Here is a 16,011-nt window from a genome sequence, read left to right as displayed (position 1 = left end):
TGTCTTATCCTACTTGAATTTTGTTCATAAACCTGTTCTTTTGTCGGAGGTTTTGCGTTTCCTCGATCCCAGGCCAGGTGAGATTTTTATAGATGCTACCGTGGGCGGTGGGGGGCATGCGTATGCTCTCTTGGAGCGTCTGCAGCCCGGAGGCTTCCTTATAGGCCTGGACCGGGATGAAGAGGCCGTACATGCAGCCGGCCTAAAACTTAAACCCTTCGAGGGGAGGTTTAAACTCTTTCACGCTAACTTTAGCTCGTTATCCTCTATCCTGGAGGTAGAAGGGTTAAAGGGAGCCGATGGCTTGCTTTTCGATTTAGGAGTGTCTTCTTATCACCTGGAAAATGCAGAGCGCGGGTTCACCTATCAGGTTGACGCTCCCCTGGATATGCGCATGGACCGCCGGCAGGAACTAACAGCAGCGGAAATCGTAAATACCTGGCCGGAGGAGGAACTGACCCGTATCTTAAAGGAGTACGGTGAAGAACGCTGGGCGGCGCGTATAGCCCACTTCATAGTTAGGGCCCGCGAGAAAAGACCTATATTGAGCACCTTGCAGCTTGTGGACATCGTTAAGGCTGCCATCCCCGCCAGATTTAGAAGGAGCGGCCCCCATCCTGCTAAAAGGACTTTTCAAGCCTTACGTATAGCAGTAAACGACGAGTTAGGGGAGCTGCGGAGGACGCTTGCTGAGCTAGAACGCGTGCTCAATCCGGGAGGACGGATCGTAGTCATATCGTTTCATTCCTTAGAGGACAGGATTGTAAAGCAAACCTTTAAAGAGCTTAGCGGAAGGCTGTTAGAAATACTGACCCCGAAACCTGTAGTGCCTTCTTTAGAAGAGATTGAATCTAACCCCCGGGCACGCAGCGCAAAGTTGCGGGCTGCCAGGCGTGTTCTAAAAAAGGAGGAAGGTGAATAAGTTGTGTTAGCGGCACCTCAGGTTAAGTTATCCTGGCCCCAGCAACCCTTGGTGCAACCTTATCCCCAAAGAAGCAAAGCTCGAGGCAAGCCGAAAGCAATGGCCGTAGTATTAGTCTTGCTGGCCTTTGCCATAGGTCTAACCTGGACTGTACAATGTGTCTTCTTAACACTAAAAGGATATGAGCTGACCAGGATCAAAAGAGAGATCCTTGCCTTGCAGCAAGCTAATGAACAGTTAGAGCTGGAGGTAGCACGCCTTAAGTCTCCCGAACGGGTGGCGGAGTTAGCTACCACCAAGTTGGGGATGGTTAAGCCGGCGCCCCAAGATGTGCGCCTTAGCACTTCAACCTGGGATGATGATCCTAAGGTAGCTGAGAATTCCCCAGCCACCCAGTACTCCCAGGAGACGAAAATGCATTCCTTCTGGTTAAGGGTCGGCCAGGCTTTGCAACAATGGTTAGCGGGGGCCCGGCCGGCCGAAGCTGCTGACAGTTAGAAATTACCGGGGATAAGGGGAGCCAAAGCTGGGGGACTGAACAAGGGGCAGGCTAACATGTATACCAGTATAAACCTCAAGAAGCGGCTACTGGTTGTCTTTTTGCTTCTCTCGGCCGGCCTTTTCATTATTATGTTGCGCCTTACTTGGTTACAGTTAGTTCGTGGAGGGGATTTACAGAAAAAGGCCCTGCAGAACAGGTTGGCCGTTGTTCCGGTACCAGCCCAGCGGGGCATTATTTATGACCGCCTCCGGCGGGAGTTGGCGATAAATATAACTAGTGACTACATAGGAGTCTTTCCGCCGGAGGTCAGGGACTCTGGCCGGCAGCAGGAGATAGCTGCTAAGCTAGCTGAGATTCTGGGACAGCCTCAAGAGGAGATATTAGAAAAAATCACACGTCCTACCGGCTTTGAATTTATAGCTCGCCGCGTAGACTTGGAGAAAGCGCGCAAAATAAGGGAGCTTAAGCTTCCAGGTATAGTGGTGGTGCCGGAAAACCGCAGGTATTACCCTAATGGCGTACTAGCTGCCCACGTTCTGGGATTTGCTGGTATAGATAACCAGGGCCTCGAGGGGCTGGAGGCTATGTACGATAAGGAGCTTAGCGGTGTACCCGGACAGATCGCCCGGGAGTTCGATGCCTTAGGCCGTGAGATACCTCAGGCTACCCACCATTACGTACCACCCCAGAACGGGCACAGCTTAGTTTTAACCATCGACCAGACCCTCCAATATATAGCGGAAAGAGAATTAGATCAGCTCATGCATAGCTCCACCAAGCCCCGCAAGGCCAGTATTCTAATTATGAACCCCCATACCGGAGAGATCCTAGCCCTAGCCAGCAGGCCTACCTTTGATCCCAATCGTTTCTCCGAGTCGCCTCCGGAGGTCTGGGGCAATCCTGTAGTAAGGGATGCCTACGAGCCGGGTTCAACTTTTAAAATCATAACTGCAGCTGCAGCCCTGGAAGAAGGTGTGGTAAAACCTGAGGATAAATTTTACGATCCGGGTTACATCCAGGTAGGCCAGGACTCCATTAGATGCTGGGCCTATCCCTTAGCTCACGGCAGCCAGACTTTTGCCGAAGGGGTAAAGAATTCTTGTAATCCCGTTTTTGTTAGCGTAGCTTTAAAACTGGAGGAGAAGAGAGCGGGGAGTTTTTATGATTACATACAGGGCTTCGGTTTCGGAAGCCCCACCGGGATCGATTTGACGGGTGAGGGGACAGGGATACTTATTCCCCGGGAAGAATTAAAGCCCATCAACATTGCCACCATTGGCATCGGCCAGGGCATAGCCGTTACTCCTATACAGCTCGCCGTGGCTGTAGCTGCCGTGGCTAACGGGGGGAAGATCGTAAAGCCCCACTTGGTTAAGGAGATTTTGGACAGCGAGGGGAAAGTGGTACGGCGTATAGAGCCGGAGGTACAACGGCAGATAATATCTCCAGCTACAGCCCAGGTTCTTCGCCAGCTTCTGGAGGGGGTAGTGAGCGGAGGAACGGGGAGAAATGCCTATATTCCCGGGTACCGCGTGGCGGGAAAGACCGGTACGGCCCAGAAGCCCGGACCGGGAGGTTACCAAGAGGGAAAGTATGTTGCGTCATTTATAGGGTTTGCTCCGGCCAACGATCCCCAGATACTGGCTCTAGTTATAGTAGATGAACCCCAGGGTTATCCCTACTATGGTGGAGTAGTGGCCGCGCCCATCTTTCAGAGGGTGGTAGCCGATGCGCTCCGTTATCTAAAAATACCTCCACAGTATGTTGAGACCCCCAAGGAAGAAGGAGAAAAGAAGTCGGTAGAAGTTCCTAGCCTTACGGGGTTGTCCGTGCAGGAAGCTAAAGCCAAGTTGGCAGCCTTGGGGTTAGAAGCCCGGGTAGAAGGAGAGGGCGGGGTGGTGGTAGCCCAGATACCTAAGGAAGGTGTGATGGTCCCCCAAGGTAGTAAGGTTATCCTTTTTCTCCAAGGGCAGGGTGAAGAGCCCAGGGTGCCGGATTTAACGGGGCTCCGTATTCCTGAGGCGGCAGAAGTCCTAGAAGCTTTGGGTCTTAAGTTGTGGCCGGAAGGCAGCGGCCAAGCAGGCGAGCAAAATCCCGTACCAGGTACCCGCGTACCGCGCGGTACGCAGGTAAAAGTAAAGTTTTACGAACCCACCCGTCCTACTTTAGGACCCTAACCTGTTGTCTAAAAGATATGTAGATGGTTAAAAATAGAAATGACAGCCTTTGATTCAGTTGCGCCGGCGGGTGAGGGGGAAACAAAGGGGGCAGTTGTTTATGTTTAGCTTGCAGGAACTGTGTTCTGTGGTGGAAGTTCTGGATCGCGGTGGGCGGCAGGATTTGCCCATACGCGGGATCCATTATGACTCCCGCCGGGTGGAGCCCGGGTTTCTTTTTGTAGCCATACCTGGTTTCCGTACCGATGGTCATTTTTTTCTTAGGGATGCGGCAGAACGGGGGGCAGTGGCAGCGGTGATCCAAAAGGAGGCGCCCTTGCCCCCGGGGATGTCGTGGATTAAGGTGGAGAATTCTCGCAAAGCTCTGGCCGACCTGGCAGCTTACTTTTACGGGTATCCCTCACGGCGGCTACGCTTGTTCGGTGTCACGGGAACCAACGGGAAAACCACAACTACTTATCTTATTGAGGGAATTTTGAACTCTGCTGGTTGTGCTACAGGCCTGCTGGGTACGGTAACCAACCGGTTGGGGGGGCGAGTGCTAACTACGGAACACACTACCCCCGAATCTTTAGATCTCCAGAAAATTTTAGCTTGGATGGCCGACAATGGGGCTAAAGCTGTAGTTATGGAGGTATCTTCCCATGCCCTAAGTTTAGACCGCGTGCGGGGTACGGAATTCGATGTCGCCGTATTCACCAACTTGACCCAGGATCACCTGGATTTTCACCTGACTATGGAGGATTACTTTAACGCCAAGGCCAAGCTTTTTACTTCTTTAAAAGAGGGCCACAAGCCGGGTTATAAGTATGCCGTAATAAATTGTGATGATGTCTGGGGCCAAAGGCTTATCACTTTAACGAAGGTGCCGGTTATTACCTACGGTTTAAACACAGCGGCTATGGTCCGGGCGGAAAATATACAACTTAGAAGTACGGGGACTCTGTTGGAAGTGGTCTGTGACGGCAAACGCTATACGTTACAGTTGAAGCTAGTAGGCCAGTTTAATGTCTATAATGTCTTGGCTGCGTGGGCTGTAGGATGGCAGGAAGGGATAGAACCGCCGTTATTAGCCGATATATTAAGCCAGCTAGAAGGAGCGCCGGGGCGCTTTGAGAAAGTAGACGCAGGCCAGGATTTTATGGTGATAGTGGACTACGCCCATACTCCGGACGGTTTAGAAAACGTGCTTAAGACAGCTCGGCAGGTGACACCAGGACGGGTTATAGTAGTATTCGGTTGCGGTGGCGACCGGGACCGGACGAAGCGTCCTCTTATGGGGGAAGCGGCGGCCAGGCTAAGCGACTTCTGTATTATAACCTCTGATAACCCCCGGAGCGAGGATCCCGAAGCCATCATAAAGGATATTCTTCCAGGTGTGCAACGTGTTAAAGATAGGGATTATATGGTGGAAGTAGACCGGCGCCTAGCCATTGCCCGGGCATTAGAAATGGCGAGGGCGGGAGACACCGTCGTCATTGCAGGGAAGGGCCACGAAACTTACCAGGTAATTGGTGATAAGGTTTTACCCTTTGATGATAGAGAAGTAGCCCGGGAAGAACTGAGACGTCTGGGGTGGGAAAGATGATCTCCTTTAGCGTTGGAGACCTTTGCCGTGTATTGGGAGGAGAGCTGCTCCTAGGAGAACCCGATGTTAAAGTACAAGGCATCAGCACGGATAGCCGCCAGATTAGGGGAGGAGAAGTATTTTTCGCCCTAAAAGGTGAGCGGTTTGACGGTCACGATTTTGTGGGAGAGGCTTTGGCTAAAGGAGCAGTAGCGGCTGTGGTGGACAGGCGGGTGGAGGGGATAGGCCGGGGCGGGCTTATTTTGGTGCGCGATACTTTAAAGGCCCTTCAGGATTTGGCCCTTTATCATCGGCAAACCGTATTCAAAGGAGAGCTTATAGGGGTTACGGGCTCATGCGGTAAAACTACTACAAAGAATCTCTTGGCCCGGGTTTTAGAGGCCAAGTTTAAGGTATGGAAAAATCCTGGTAATTTCAATAATGAAATAGGCCTCCCCCTGACCCTGCTAAATCTTAAACCCGACCACCAGGTTGTGGTGGTGGAGATGGGGATGCGGGGAAAGGGGGAGATCGCCTCCCTTTGTAGGATAGCCCGGCCCACGGTGGGTGTCATAACAAATATCGGTACGGCCCACCTGGGAAGGCTAGGCTCGGTGGAAAACATAGCCCGGGCCAAAAGGGAACTTTTGGAGGCACTTCCTGAAGGCGGGTTGGCCGTCTTAAATGGAGATGACCCTTGGTGCCGGCGCCTGGCGGAGGGGCTACCCGTGCGTACTGTATTTTACGGCTTTGAGAATGGAGCCACCGTTCAAGCACGGGACATGGCAACGAGGGGATTAGAAGGCGTAGAATTTGTAGCAAGGTTTCCGGAAAAAGAAGCGAAGGTCCATCTTCCGGTACCGGGGAAGCATAACGTTTTAAATAGCCTAGCCGCCTTAACCGTGGGATACATTTTGGGGGTAAATATAGATGATATGGTGACTAGGTTGCAGGAATGGCCGGTCGAAAGCCTAAGGCAGGAAGTTCTGCCGGGCCCCCGGGGTTCCGTGATTTACAACGATACTTATAATGCGAACCCGGAATCCGTTGTAGCCGCTTTGGAGGTTTTAAAAGAGCTGCCAGGCCGGAAGATCGCTGTGTTGGGCGACATGCTTGAGCTAGGGGAAGAAGGTCCGGAGCTTCACCGGAAAGTGGGGAGACGAGCTGCAGAGGCGGGGGTAGCAGTTCTGGTGACTGTGGGGGAGCTGGCCCGGGAGATAGCTACCGGGGCAATTGCCTCTGGGATGCCAAAGGAGCAGGTATTTTCCTTTCTTCATCCTAGCGAGGCTGGCCGGTTCCTTGCCCGGTACCTGCAGCGCGGGGATGTAGCGCTTCTTAAGGGTTCGAGGGCGGTAAAGTTGGAGCAGGCTTTAGAGGAGCTAAAAGAGGTGAGAGGATGAAAGCAGGGCTTGTTGCACTCCTTTTAAGTTTTGCGTTTACCGCCCTTCTAGCGCCTCCGCTTATAAGAGTATTACAGTTGATGAAAGCTGGCCAGACAGTACGGGATGACGGGCCCCGGAGACACCTTAGCAAGGCAGGAACTCCCACCATGGGAGGACTTATATTCCTTATAGGGCTGACCCTGGCCGTCTTGATTTTAAGTGAACGCAGTCTACTTTCATTTACTTTATTAGGTATTACTTGGGGTTATGGCCTACTGGGTTGGATAGATGATATGCTGAAGGTGGTTATGCGGCGCCCCTTAGGGCTTTTGGCCAGGCAGAAGCTGGCCGGGCAGCTAGCTTTGGGTTTATTAGCGGGAATAGTGGCCATGCTTTATTTAGACCGGGGTACTGAGGTAACACTCCCTTTCAGCTCTGTGCAGTGGGACTTGGGATGGTACTATCCTGCTTTAGCCGCGGTGGTGTTGGTGGCGACCAGCAACGCTGTGAATTTAACAGACGGATTGGACGGGCTGGCGGCGGGAACTACTCTGTTAGTGTCCCTGGCCTATTTCATTCTTACCCTAGCTTTGGACAAGGTTGAGCTCGTGATTTTTGCAGGGGCGCTAGCGGGTGGATGTTTGGGGTTTTTACTGTACAATTTCCATCCTGCGCGTGTGTTCATGGGTGACACGGGCTCCCTGGCTTTAGGAGGGGCTGTGGGTATTTTGAGTGTTTTAACGAGGACAGAACTTGTTCTTCCTATTTTAGGCGGAGTTTATGTCTTAGAAGCGTTATCCGTGATTTTGCAAGTAGTATACTTTCGTTTAACGGGTCGGCGCCTTTTCCGCATGAGCCCCTTGCATCATCATTTCGAACTGGTGGGTTGGTCCGAGACCAAGGTAGTCTTGTTTTTTTGGGTATTAGGCCTGGTTTTTTGTGGCTTGGGGCTATATGGCTTGTCCTGGAGCTAAAACGAGGGTTGAAATTAATCACGCTTAAGAAAGGTAGTTGAAAGTATGGAATGGCATTCTAAAAGAGTGTTGGTAGTCGGATTGGGAAAAAGCGGTATGGCAGCCTCCCGGGTGCTGGCCGGGTTGGGGGCCAAAGTTTGCGCCTGTGATAAGGATGTGAAAAGCGAAGAGGAGATCAGGCCCCTTAAAGAACTAGGGGTAACTGTGTTTGTAGGGGGTTACCCTGAAGTTGGGGAAGTCTGCCCAGACCTTGTAGTAGCTAGCCCTGGAGTACCCCTAGAGGAGCCTCCTTTGAAAGCGGCCAGGCAAGCGGGTATCTCCATATGGGGGGAACTGGAGCTTGCTTTTAGGCTTCTTCCCGCTGGCGTAAAAATAATAGCCATAACCGGGACCAACGGTAAAACAACAACTACCGCGCTGGCGGGGCAGGTGCTTAAAGATGCGGGGTATCCCGTGGTAGTAGCGGGTAATATTGGTGTACCCTTGATAGAAAAAGTAGGCGAAGCCTTTCCGGGACAGTATTTCGTCTTGGAGGTAAGCAGTTTCCAACTGGAGACGGTAGAGACTTTTCACCCCAATGTAGCTGTTATACTTAACATCACCCCTGACCACCTGGACCGGCACGGAAGTTTTTCGGAATACGTTAAAGCTAAAGCTAGGCTCTTAAGTTTGCAAGGGCCTGAGGACTTTGCTGTACTAAATTATGATGACCTTAACACGCGAAATCTAGAAAAACAGGTCAAAGGGCACCTGGTGTATTTTAGCCACCGAGAACCTTTAAGTTTGGGGTGCTTTGTCAAGGATGGAGTTATTTGCCTTGACCTAGGGAATGGAGTACACCCTATATGCCGCGTGGAGGAACTAGCCCTTAAAGGTGTACATAATCTAGAAAACTCTTTGGCGGCGGCAGCTATTGGAGGAATCCTGGGAATTTCACCTTCCACCTTAAGCTATACTTTAAAAACCTTCCCAGGAGTTCCACACCGCTTAGAACCCGTAGCGTGTGTGGATGGTGTTCTTTACGTAAATGATTCTAAAGGGACTAACCCCGAGGCTACTATTAAAGCCATAGAGGCTTATTCCGAGCCCCTTATTTTGATTGCTGGAGGTAAAAATAAGGGCAGCGATTTCAGTTTCCTTGCCCAGAAGATGGTGGGGAGGGTGAAACACCTTATACTTTTGGGTGAGGCAGCACCTGCTATTAGACAGGCCGCCCAAAAGGCCGGACTAACCTCTATTTTTATGGTACGGGATTTAGGAGAAGCCGTAGAACGCGCCAGGGAACTTGCTAGTCCCGGCGATGTAGTTCTACTTTCCCCGGCTTGCGCCAGCTGGGATATGTTCCGGAATTATGAGGAGAGGGGCAATCTTTTCAAGACCTTGGTGCGTTCTCTATCCGAGGGGAGGAATGATTGTGCTGCGGCGGGCCGGCACAATTGATTTTGGGCTTCTTTTAAGCGTTTTGGTCCTTTTGAGTATGGGTATTATCATGGTATTCAGCGCTAGCGCTGTAACCGCGGCCAACAATTTAGGTGATGCCTTTTATTTTCTTAAACGCCAGCTCGCCTGGGCTGGGTTGGGTCTTACGGGCATGGCTACTTTGATGCGCATGCCTTACACCGTTTTCCGCCGGCTGGCCAACCCCCTTTTAGGGATATCTTTACTGCTCCTTATTTTAGTACTTATTGTAGGTATCAGCGCCAAAGGATCTAGCCGGTGGCTGGGGGTGGGCTCCCTTTCTTTCCAGCCCTCCGAGGTAGTTAAACTGGCTATAGTGATATTCTTGGCCTCAAGGCTTGCCGAAGATTCGCGCCACCTCGGTAGTTCCTTCATAAGGGGCTTGGGACCATATCTTTTACTTATCTTCTTCGTATGCGGGTTAATCCTCGCCCAACCCGATTTGGGGACAGCCGTAGCCGTAGCAGGTACATCTTACTTGCTGTTGGTCGCTGCCGGAGCTGACCGCAGGCACCTGGCGGTCTTATTTCTGGCGGGCCTTGCCCTGGTCGCCCTGGCCATAGTTATAGCTCCCTACCGCATGGCGCGCTTCACGGCTTTTTTAAACCCCTGGGCTGATCCCCAGGGGAAGGGGTACCAGACTATACAGTCCCTCTTAGCCTTAGGGTCAGGAGGTCCTTTTGGTACAGGGCTCGGTCAGGGACGGCAAAAACTCTATTATGTTCCCGAGGAACATACGGATTTTATTTTTGCCATTTTAGGTGAAGAGCTGGGGTTTATAGGTACGGCCCTGGTGGTGGCCGCCTTTAGCCTTTTGCTCTGGCGGGGTTTCCGGACAGCCATGAAGGCACCGGATGCCTTTGGCTCTCTTCTTGCTGCAGGTATCACCATTATGATAACCCTTCAAGCCCTGATCAACATGGGGGTAGTTACAGGGCTACTGCCTGTCACCGGTATAACCTTGCCTCTGGTAAGTTACGGGGGTTCCTCCCTTGTTTTTACCCTGGCGGGGATAGGTATACTGCTTAATATTTCCCGCTATGTACGGACCTAGATACAGGAGGGGGTGCCTTCCCTTGCGAGTAGTAGTTACCGGTGGGGGTACGGGAGGGCATGTTTATCCAGCTCTGGCTATCGCCCAGGGTCTTCTTAAGGCTAAGCCGGGGATAGAGATCTTATATATCGGCACCGACCGGGGCTTAGAGGCTGAAGTGGTTACCAGGGCAGGGCTCCCTTTCGCTACGATAAAGGTACAGGGACTTGAGAGAAGGCGCCTTTGGAAGAATTTTAAAGCCCTGGCCCGGCTGGGGCAGGGCTTGTGGGAAGCTTATAGTTTACTTCGTCTCTTCCGGCCTCAGGTGGTAGTGGGTACAGGGGGTTATGTGTGTGCCCCCGTATGTATGGTGGCTGCTATTCTGCGGATCCCCGTTATCCTCCATGAACAGAACGCCTTTCCTGGCCTTACCAACCGCATTTTATCTAGGGTGGCCCGGACAGTTTGCCTCACCTTTCCGGAGGCCAAAAAATATTTTCCTTCCAGGGTGGAATTAGTCACTACAGGTCTACCCGTGAGGCCGGAGATCTTAGCGACGAACAGGGAAGAGGCGAGAGCTAAGCTTAAAATTGGACCGGACCAATTTTTTATCCTGATTGTGGGAGGAAGCCAAGGCGCCCGGAGTTTAAATTATGCAGCGCTTTCTCTTTTTCGCGCTTACCAGGGGCGGCCCTCCCTTAAGATTTTACATGTAGCGGGCCGTAAAGATTATGAGCAATTAAAAGCCGAGGCTGCAAAGTTGGGGATATATGTGGATGGAAATGGAAATATTACCATTGTACCTTATTTACACGATATACATCTAGCTTTGGCCGCGGCGGATCTCGTAATAGGTCGGGCGGGAGCCTCTTTTCTAGCCGAGGTTCTGGTCAAGGGTTTACCGGCCGTTCTTATACCGTACCCGTATGCGGCCGGCAATCACCAGGAGTACAACGCCCGTGCGTTGGCCGAAAAGGGGGCAGCCATAATAATACGTGACAATGAGTTGGCGGCGGGAAAGCTCCTGCGCACAGTAGAAAGCCTTTTGGCCGACCCTGAAAGGCTTAAAAAGATGGCTCAGGCGAGTGCTCGTTTGGGTAGACCAGATGCTTTGGAGAAGATTGTAGATAAAATACTTGCGCTGGCAGAGGAATGTCACCCTTAAAGTAGCTAAAGCATATCATACAGGTGAAACCAGGCTGCTGGTGGGGGGAAGGAGATGGAAGCTTGCCGGTAGAAGGTTGGACCCACTTTGTTGGTATTGGCGGGGTAGGCATGAGCGCACTTGCGCAGTTGCTTTTGGGGTTAGGACATAAGGTTTCGGGTTCGGACATAAAAGAAAACAGGTATACAGAACTTCTTAAAAAACGCGGCGCGCTGATTTACCAGGGCCATAACGCCAGTAACCTCCATCCCGAGGTTCGGCGGGTGGTAATCTCTTCGGCCATTTCCCCGGAAAATCCGGAGGTGAAAGAGGCAGAAAGGCGGGGGCTGGAGATAATTAAAAGGGGGAAACTGCTGGCCGAGCTAATGTCCTCCAAAAGGGGGATCGCGGTAGCGGGAGCCCACGGAAAGACGACCACCTCGGCTATGGTCAGCCTTGCCCTGTGGCAAGGCGGACTCGATCCCACGGTGGTCGTTGGGGGCTATGTTCCTCCTCTGGGGAGCAACGCTCGCCTGGGGAATTCCGACTTTTTTGTAGCGGAAGCTGATGAGAGCGACGGTTCCTTTTTATGGCTCCATCCCGAAATAGCGGTAGCCACTAACATCGAAGATGATCATCTGGACCATTACGGGAGCTTAGAAAACATTGTAGAGGCCTTCCAGGAGTTTTTGCAAGGGGTAAAACCTAAGGGAAAGGTTGTGCTTTGCCTGGAAGATGTTTTATTGCGGGAATTGACTCCGGGGATAAAAAGGACGCTAATAACTTATGGTTTCTGCCCGGAAGCCCATTACCAGGCCCGGGATATCGAGCTTAAGGGTCTGGGTAGCAGGAGTAAAATTTATTATCATGGGGAATACCTGGGGGAACTAGAGCTTAAAGTACCTGGTAGGCACAACGTCCTTAACGCTTTAGCTGCTGTAGCTGTAGCACACCAGCTAGAATTGCCTTGGATGATACTTCAAGAGGCATTAGGGTCCTTTCGGGGGGTAGAGCGGAGGTTCCAAATTTTGCAGGACGCCGGTGACATCTGGGTGGTAGACGATTATGCGCACCATCCTACCGAAATCCGGGCTACTTTAGCGGCTGCACGCCAGGTAGGAGCGAGGCGTATTATTGCAGTGTTCCAACCCCACCGGTATACACGTACCTTTTACTTGCACCGCGAGTTAGGTCGTGCCTTGCAAGAAGCAGATGTGGTAATTGTAAACGATATATATGCCGCCGGGGAGAAACCTTTGCCCGGAGTCCATGCCCGGCTAATAGTTCAAGCGCTGCAAGAAATAGGGCATCCCGCAGTTTACTACATCCCCTCTGGAGAAGATACTTTAAGGTTTTTGAGGAAAGATTTAAGGTCCGGGGATCTCATCCTCACATTGGGAGCAGGAGATGTATACCAGATTGGAGAACACCTAGCGCGTTACCTCCAGGCGGGGAAGATACCCCAGGTGGGAGGATAAAGGTTAAAGGATATGGGCGATTATCTTACTCTTTTGGCTGGGGAATTACAGCGTTCTATCGCCGGCCGGGTATTACTTGAGGAGCCCTTGTCGCGGCACACCACTTTCCGTATAGGCGGGCCGGCCGATCTTCTAGCTTTACCTACGAACCGTGAAGATATAGAGGCTTGTATAAGTTTTAGCCGCGAGAAGGGCCTGCCCTTTTATATTCTGGGTAATGGGTCCAATCTTCTAGTACGAGAAAAGGGGGTCCGGGGCTTAGTAATAAAGACCACCGGTCTATCCCGTCTAGAGGTGAAGGATGCAAATATTTGGGCAGAGGCTGGGGTTTTGCTGGCTAGGGTTCTTTCAAAGGCCCAGAAAGCCGGTCTTTCCGGGCTGGAATTTGCTGCCGGAATTCCAGCCACCTTAGGCGGGGCCACAGTAATGAATGCCGGAACGCCCGCAGGCTCCATGGAAGATGTAGTGGCAAGGGTGGAGGTCTTGGATAAAGAAGGCCGCTTCGTAATTGCAGACGGTAGCCAGCTGGGATTTGGATACCGGGAGAGTAGGATTAAGGGTTCCGGCCAAGTAGTGGTAGCTGTACTGTTGGCCCTAAAACCGGGGCACCCTGAAGAAATTGATAGGTTGATAGCTCAAAGGCTAGCCTTGCGCAAGAAGAAACAGCCTTTGGCTTGGCCCAACGCCGGGTGCATCTTTAAGAATCCCCCAGGTTATGCTGCCGGGTGGTTGATAGAACAGGTAGGAGCCAAGGGTTGGAGCCGGGGGGATGCCGAAGTTTCTACCATCCATGCCAACTTTATTATTAACCGCGGAAGGGCTACGGCCTCCGATGTGTTGGGCTTGATAGAGAGAGTGCGGGAAGAAGTGTTTAAACGTTTCGGTATTTACCTTGACCTAGAGATCGAAATTTGGGGAGAGGGCCCCTAGAAGGGGAGGGAAAGGCCTTGGAAATTTTAAATATTGTCGGGGGTTATAAGTTAGAAGGAGAGGTCGAGGTTAGCGGGGCCAAGAACGCCATTCTCCCCATTATGGCAGCCACTTTATTAACCCGGCATCCCTGTTACCTGGAAGGAGTACCTGATTTAATTGATGTAAAAGTGATGGGAGAAGTTATAAAAACCCTGGGAGCGGAGGTTAAAAAGGAGGGCGACAGCCTCTATATAGACCCTTCCTTAGCTGAGGAAAAGGAGGTCCAGCCCGAGTTAACCAGGCGGCTAAGAGCTTCAAACCTGGTGATGGGTCCTTTGCTTAGTCGGTGGCACCGTTTCCGGGTGGCCTACCCGGGAGGGTGTGCTATAGGGGCACGACCTTTAGATTTGCACCTTAAAGGGTTCGCGGCTATGGGTGCTACGATTCGGGAAAGCCAGGGTTTTATTGAAGCTACGGCACCGAGGTTACATGGAGCTGATATACACCTGGACTTTCCCAGTGTCGGGGCAACGGAAAACCTCATGATGGCGGCTGTGCTGGCTGAGGGGGTGACTGTGTTAAGGAATGTGGCGCGAGAACCTGAAATTGTTGACTTACAAAATTTTCTCAATAAAATGGGAGCCAGGATACAAGGGGCGGGTCAGGATGTTATCAGGATAGAAGGAGTATCAGAACTGCGGGGAGCGAGACACCGTATCATACCTGACCGAATAGAAGCCGGAACTTTTTTAGTGGCTGTAGCGGCAACCAGGGGGAAGGCCTTTGTGAAGGGGGCCCAGCCGGAACACCTTGCCGCTGTGATAGCGAAATTACAGGAGATGGGGGCATACGTAGGGTGTAAGAAAGACGGTATTTATTTGGAAGTGACGAACCGGTTACAAGCGGTAGATTGTAAAACCTTACCCTACCCGGGGTTTCCTACTGACATGCAACCGCAAATTATGGCCTTAATGACTACCGCCCAGGGAACCGGTATAATTATTGAAAGCATTTTTGAGAATCGTTTCCACCACGCGGCCGAACTTAAGAGAATGGGTGCCGATATTAAAATTGAAGGGAGAATTGCTGTCGTTACAGGAGTGCCTGCTTTAAGCGGTGCTCCTGTCGAAGCTAGGGACCTGAGGGGGGCCGCGGCTTTAGTAATTGCCGGGTTAATGGCCCAAGGTTTAACCTCTGTGGAAGGGGTGCAACATCTAGACCGTGGCTACGAGAGACTGGAGGAAAAGCTACAATCTTTGGGAGCCAAGTTATGGCGGGAAGGCACAGAATAGATTTCCCTTTTTTGGCCTCACCTTGGACAAACCTGAGCCTTCTGTTATAATGGCGATAAATAAGCGCCGCCCTTATCGTGCCCGGCGGCTAATGATATGTATGTTATGTTGTATTTCCTTCTTTTTTTTCCTACAATCTGACTTTTTTAGTCTGCAGAAGGTGGAGGTGCAAGGTAACAAAAGGATCCCTACGGAGGAGCTCTTAAGCTTAGCTGGGTTAGAATACGGTGTTAACCTGTGGCGCATAGATACCGAAGGAGTGGTTGAACGCCTTAAGGCGCACCCTCTACTTAAAGAAGCAAGCGTTAAGCGCAAGTGGCCCCACGCTTTGGTAATCTACGTTACAGAAAGGGAGCCTCTAGCTTTTGTTCCCGGACACGGTGTATTTTGGATTGTCGATGGTGAAGGCTATATTATGGAAGGCTCAAGTATGATAGCTCTTAGTAAGCTCCCCTTTATTTCCGGGATCCAGGTAAAAGATGATGCGGGCCCCGGAGCTAAGGTTGAGGACCCGCGGCTTAAACCGGCTTTAGAGGTTTTAAAGGTTCTTCCCCTTGAGGCCAGGGAAAAGATAAAAGAGATCCAGGTTATAGACCCCGAAAACCTGTTGCTTTATTTACCCGAAAGGGTTAAAGTGAAATTTGGCAATGCTAGTTCGGTAAAAGAGAAATGGGTTCGCTTAGAGGGGGTATTAAGGGAAACGCAACAATTAGGATTGTTAGAATACATAGATGTAAGCTTTGACGGGCCGCCGGTTATAAAATTTAGGGAAAAAAGGTGAACAGACATGTGGCTACCCCTGTTAGGGCTTTTGATAGGAATATTGGTGGGGTTGCTTATCCCGGTAAAGATACCTGTAGCTTACGCTAAGTACATGTCCGTCGCCGTATTGGCTGCCCTGGATTCTGTATTCGGGGGCTTACGCGCTACTTTAGAAGACAGTTTTGACCATTCCATCTTCCTTTCCGGCTTTTTTGCTAATACCCTGCTTGCTGCTTTTCTAGCCTATATCGGCGATCAGTTGGGGGTGGAGCTGTATTTGGCTGCCGTATTTGTTTTCGGTGCCCGCCTCTTTCAAAATCTAGCTATCATACGCAGACATCTTTTAAAGCGATAAATTTATCTGAGAGCTAAAAGGGAAAATAAGGGGTTGTGTTGAATTTCCTTTTT

General features: G+C 51.3%; 14 protein-coding genes. All 14 read left to right on the top strand.

Annotated features, from left to right (window positions below):
* Positions 1 to 13: 13 nt before the first annotated feature.
* The 14 genes from rsmH to L5656_RS00390 all read left to right on the top strand — a co-directional run bounded on the left by rsmH (position 14) and on the right by L5656_RS00390 (position 15,958).
* Positions 14 to 922: a 16S rRNA (cytosine(1402)-N(4))-methyltransferase RsmH gene (rsmH, locus tag L5656_RS00455; protein WP_297197415.1), complete on the top strand. Its 909-nt coding sequence runs from the start codon at positions 14 to 16 to the stop codon at positions 920 to 922.
* Between the two features lie 3 nt (positions 923 to 925).
* Positions 926 to 1,420 (top strand): septum formation initiator family protein, encoded by a 495-nt coding sequence (locus L5656_RS00450; protein ID WP_297197412.1) that lies wholly within the window; start codon positions 926 to 928, stop codon positions 1,418 to 1,420.
* A 57-nt stretch (positions 1,421 to 1,477) separates the two neighbouring features.
* Positions 1,478 to 3,601, top strand: a complete 2,124-nt coding sequence (locus L5656_RS00445; RefSeq protein ID WP_297197409.1) for a stage V sporulation protein D — start codon at positions 1,478 to 1,480, stop codon at positions 3,599 to 3,601.
* A gap of 100 nt (positions 3,602 to 3,701) precedes the next feature.
* Positions 3,702 to 5,189 carry a UDP-N-acetylmuramoyl-L-alanyl-D-glutamate--2,6-diaminopimelate ligase gene (locus L5656_RS00440; RefSeq protein WP_297197406.1) on the top strand — a complete coding sequence of 496 codons (1,488 nt, stop codon included), beginning with the start codon at positions 3,702 to 3,704 and terminating at the stop codon, positions 5,187 to 5,189.
* On the top strand, positions 5,186 to 6,568 hold the full coding sequence (locus tag L5656_RS00435; RefSeq protein WP_297197402.1) for a UDP-N-acetylmuramoyl-tripeptide--D-alanyl-D-alanine ligase: 1,383 nt from the start codon (positions 5,186 to 5,188) through the stop codon (positions 6,566 to 6,568). The genes L5656_RS00440 and L5656_RS00435 overlap by 4 nt, the downstream gene beginning before the upstream one ends.
* Positions 6,565 to 7,524, top strand: coding sequence for a phospho-N-acetylmuramoyl-pentapeptide-transferase (mraY, locus tag L5656_RS00430; RefSeq protein ID WP_297197399.1), 960 nt, complete (start codon positions 6,565 to 6,567; stop codon positions 7,522 to 7,524). Before L5656_RS00435 ends, mraY begins: the two co-directional genes overlap by 4 nt.
* Positions 7,525 to 7,569: 45 nt before the next feature.
* A complete protein-coding gene (gene murD / locus L5656_RS00425) occupies positions 7,570 to 8,964 on the top strand; it encodes a UDP-N-acetylmuramoyl-L-alanine--D-glutamate ligase (RefSeq protein WP_297197396.1) in 1,395 nt (464 codons plus the stop codon).
* Positions 8,939 to 10,036 carry a putative lipid II flippase FtsW gene (gene ftsW, locus L5656_RS00420; RefSeq protein WP_297197393.1) on the top strand — a complete coding sequence of 366 codons (1,098 nt, stop codon included), beginning with the start codon at positions 8,939 to 8,941 and terminating at the stop codon, positions 10,034 to 10,036. Before murD ends, ftsW begins: the two co-directional genes overlap by 26 nt.
* Positions 10,037 to 10,058: 22 nt before the next feature.
* A complete protein-coding gene (murG, locus tag L5656_RS00415; protein ID WP_297197390.1) occupies positions 10,059 to 11,180 on the top strand; it encodes an undecaprenyldiphospho-muramoylpentapeptide beta-N-acetylglucosaminyltransferase in 1,122 nt (373 codons plus the stop codon).
* Positions 11,181 to 11,242: 62 nt separating this feature from the next.
* Entirely contained in the window at positions 11,243 to 12,637 is a 1,395-nt protein-coding gene (gene murC, locus L5656_RS00410; protein WP_297197387.1) for a UDP-N-acetylmuramate--L-alanine ligase, read from the top strand.
* A gap of 12 nt (positions 12,638 to 12,649) precedes the next feature.
* Positions 12,650 to 13,567: a UDP-N-acetylmuramate dehydrogenase gene (murB, locus tag L5656_RS00405; protein ID WP_297197384.1), complete on the top strand. Its 918-nt coding sequence runs from the start codon at positions 12,650 to 12,652 to the stop codon at positions 13,565 to 13,567.
* A gap of 17 nt (positions 13,568 to 13,584) precedes the next feature.
* Entirely contained in the window at positions 13,585 to 14,841 is a 1,257-nt protein-coding gene (gene murA, locus L5656_RS00400) for a UDP-N-acetylglucosamine 1-carboxyvinyltransferase (RefSeq protein WP_297197380.1), read from the top strand.
* Positions 14,842 to 14,890: 49 nt separating this feature from the next.
* Positions 14,891 to 15,622: a cell division protein FtsQ/DivIB gene (locus L5656_RS00395; RefSeq protein WP_366017775.1), complete on the top strand. Its 732-nt coding sequence runs from the start codon at positions 14,891 to 14,893 to the stop codon at positions 15,620 to 15,622.
* Positions 15,623 to 15,628: 6 nt separating this feature from the next.
* On the top strand, positions 15,629 to 15,958 hold the full coding sequence (locus L5656_RS00390; protein ID WP_297197373.1) for a small basic family protein: 330 nt from the start codon (positions 15,629 to 15,631) through the stop codon (positions 15,956 to 15,958).
* Positions 15,959 to 16,011 lie beyond the last annotated feature (53 nt).

This window comes from Thermanaeromonas sp., from assembly GCF_021890735.1.
Classification (GTDB): domain Bacteria; phylum Bacillota; class DSM-521; order Neomoorellales; family Neomoorellaceae; genus Thermanaeromonas.
Note: the sequence above shows the minus strand (reverse complement) of the source record. Positions and strands in the feature narration are given on the sequence as shown.

What these genes read in the sequence shown, in the direction of transcription:
- L5656_RS00445 (WP_297197409.1), top strand. Translation starts at nt 1,478, where the DNA reads ATGTATACCAGTATAAACCTCAAGAAGCGGCTACTGGTTGTCTTTTTG.
- L5656_RS00440 (WP_297197406.1), top strand. Translation starts at nt 3,702, where the DNA reads ATGTTTAGCTTGCAGGAACTGTGTTCTGTGGTGGAAGTTCTGGATCGC.
- L5656_RS00435 (WP_297197402.1), top strand. Translation starts at nt 5,186, where the DNA reads ATGATCTCCTTTAGCGTTGGAGACCTTTGCCGTGTATTGGGAGGAGAG.
- mraY (WP_297197399.1), top strand. Translation starts at nt 6,565, where the DNA reads ATGAAAGCAGGGCTTGTTGCACTCCTTTTAAGTTTTGCGTTTACCGCC.
- murD (WP_297197396.1), top strand. Translation starts at nt 7,570, where the DNA reads ATGGAATGGCATTCTAAAAGAGTGTTGGTAGTCGGATTGGGAAAAAGC.
- murB (WP_297197384.1), top strand. Translation starts at nt 12,650, where the DNA reads ATGGGCGATTATCTTACTCTTTTGGCTGGGGAATTACAGCGTTCTATC.
- L5656_RS00395 (WP_366017775.1), top strand. Translation starts at nt 14,891, where the DNA reads ATGGCGATAAATAAGCGCCGCCCTTATCGTGCCCGGCGGCTAATGATA.
- L5656_RS00390 (WP_297197373.1), top strand. Translation starts at nt 15,629, where the DNA reads ATGTGGCTACCCCTGTTAGGGCTTTTGATAGGAATATTGGTGGGGTTG.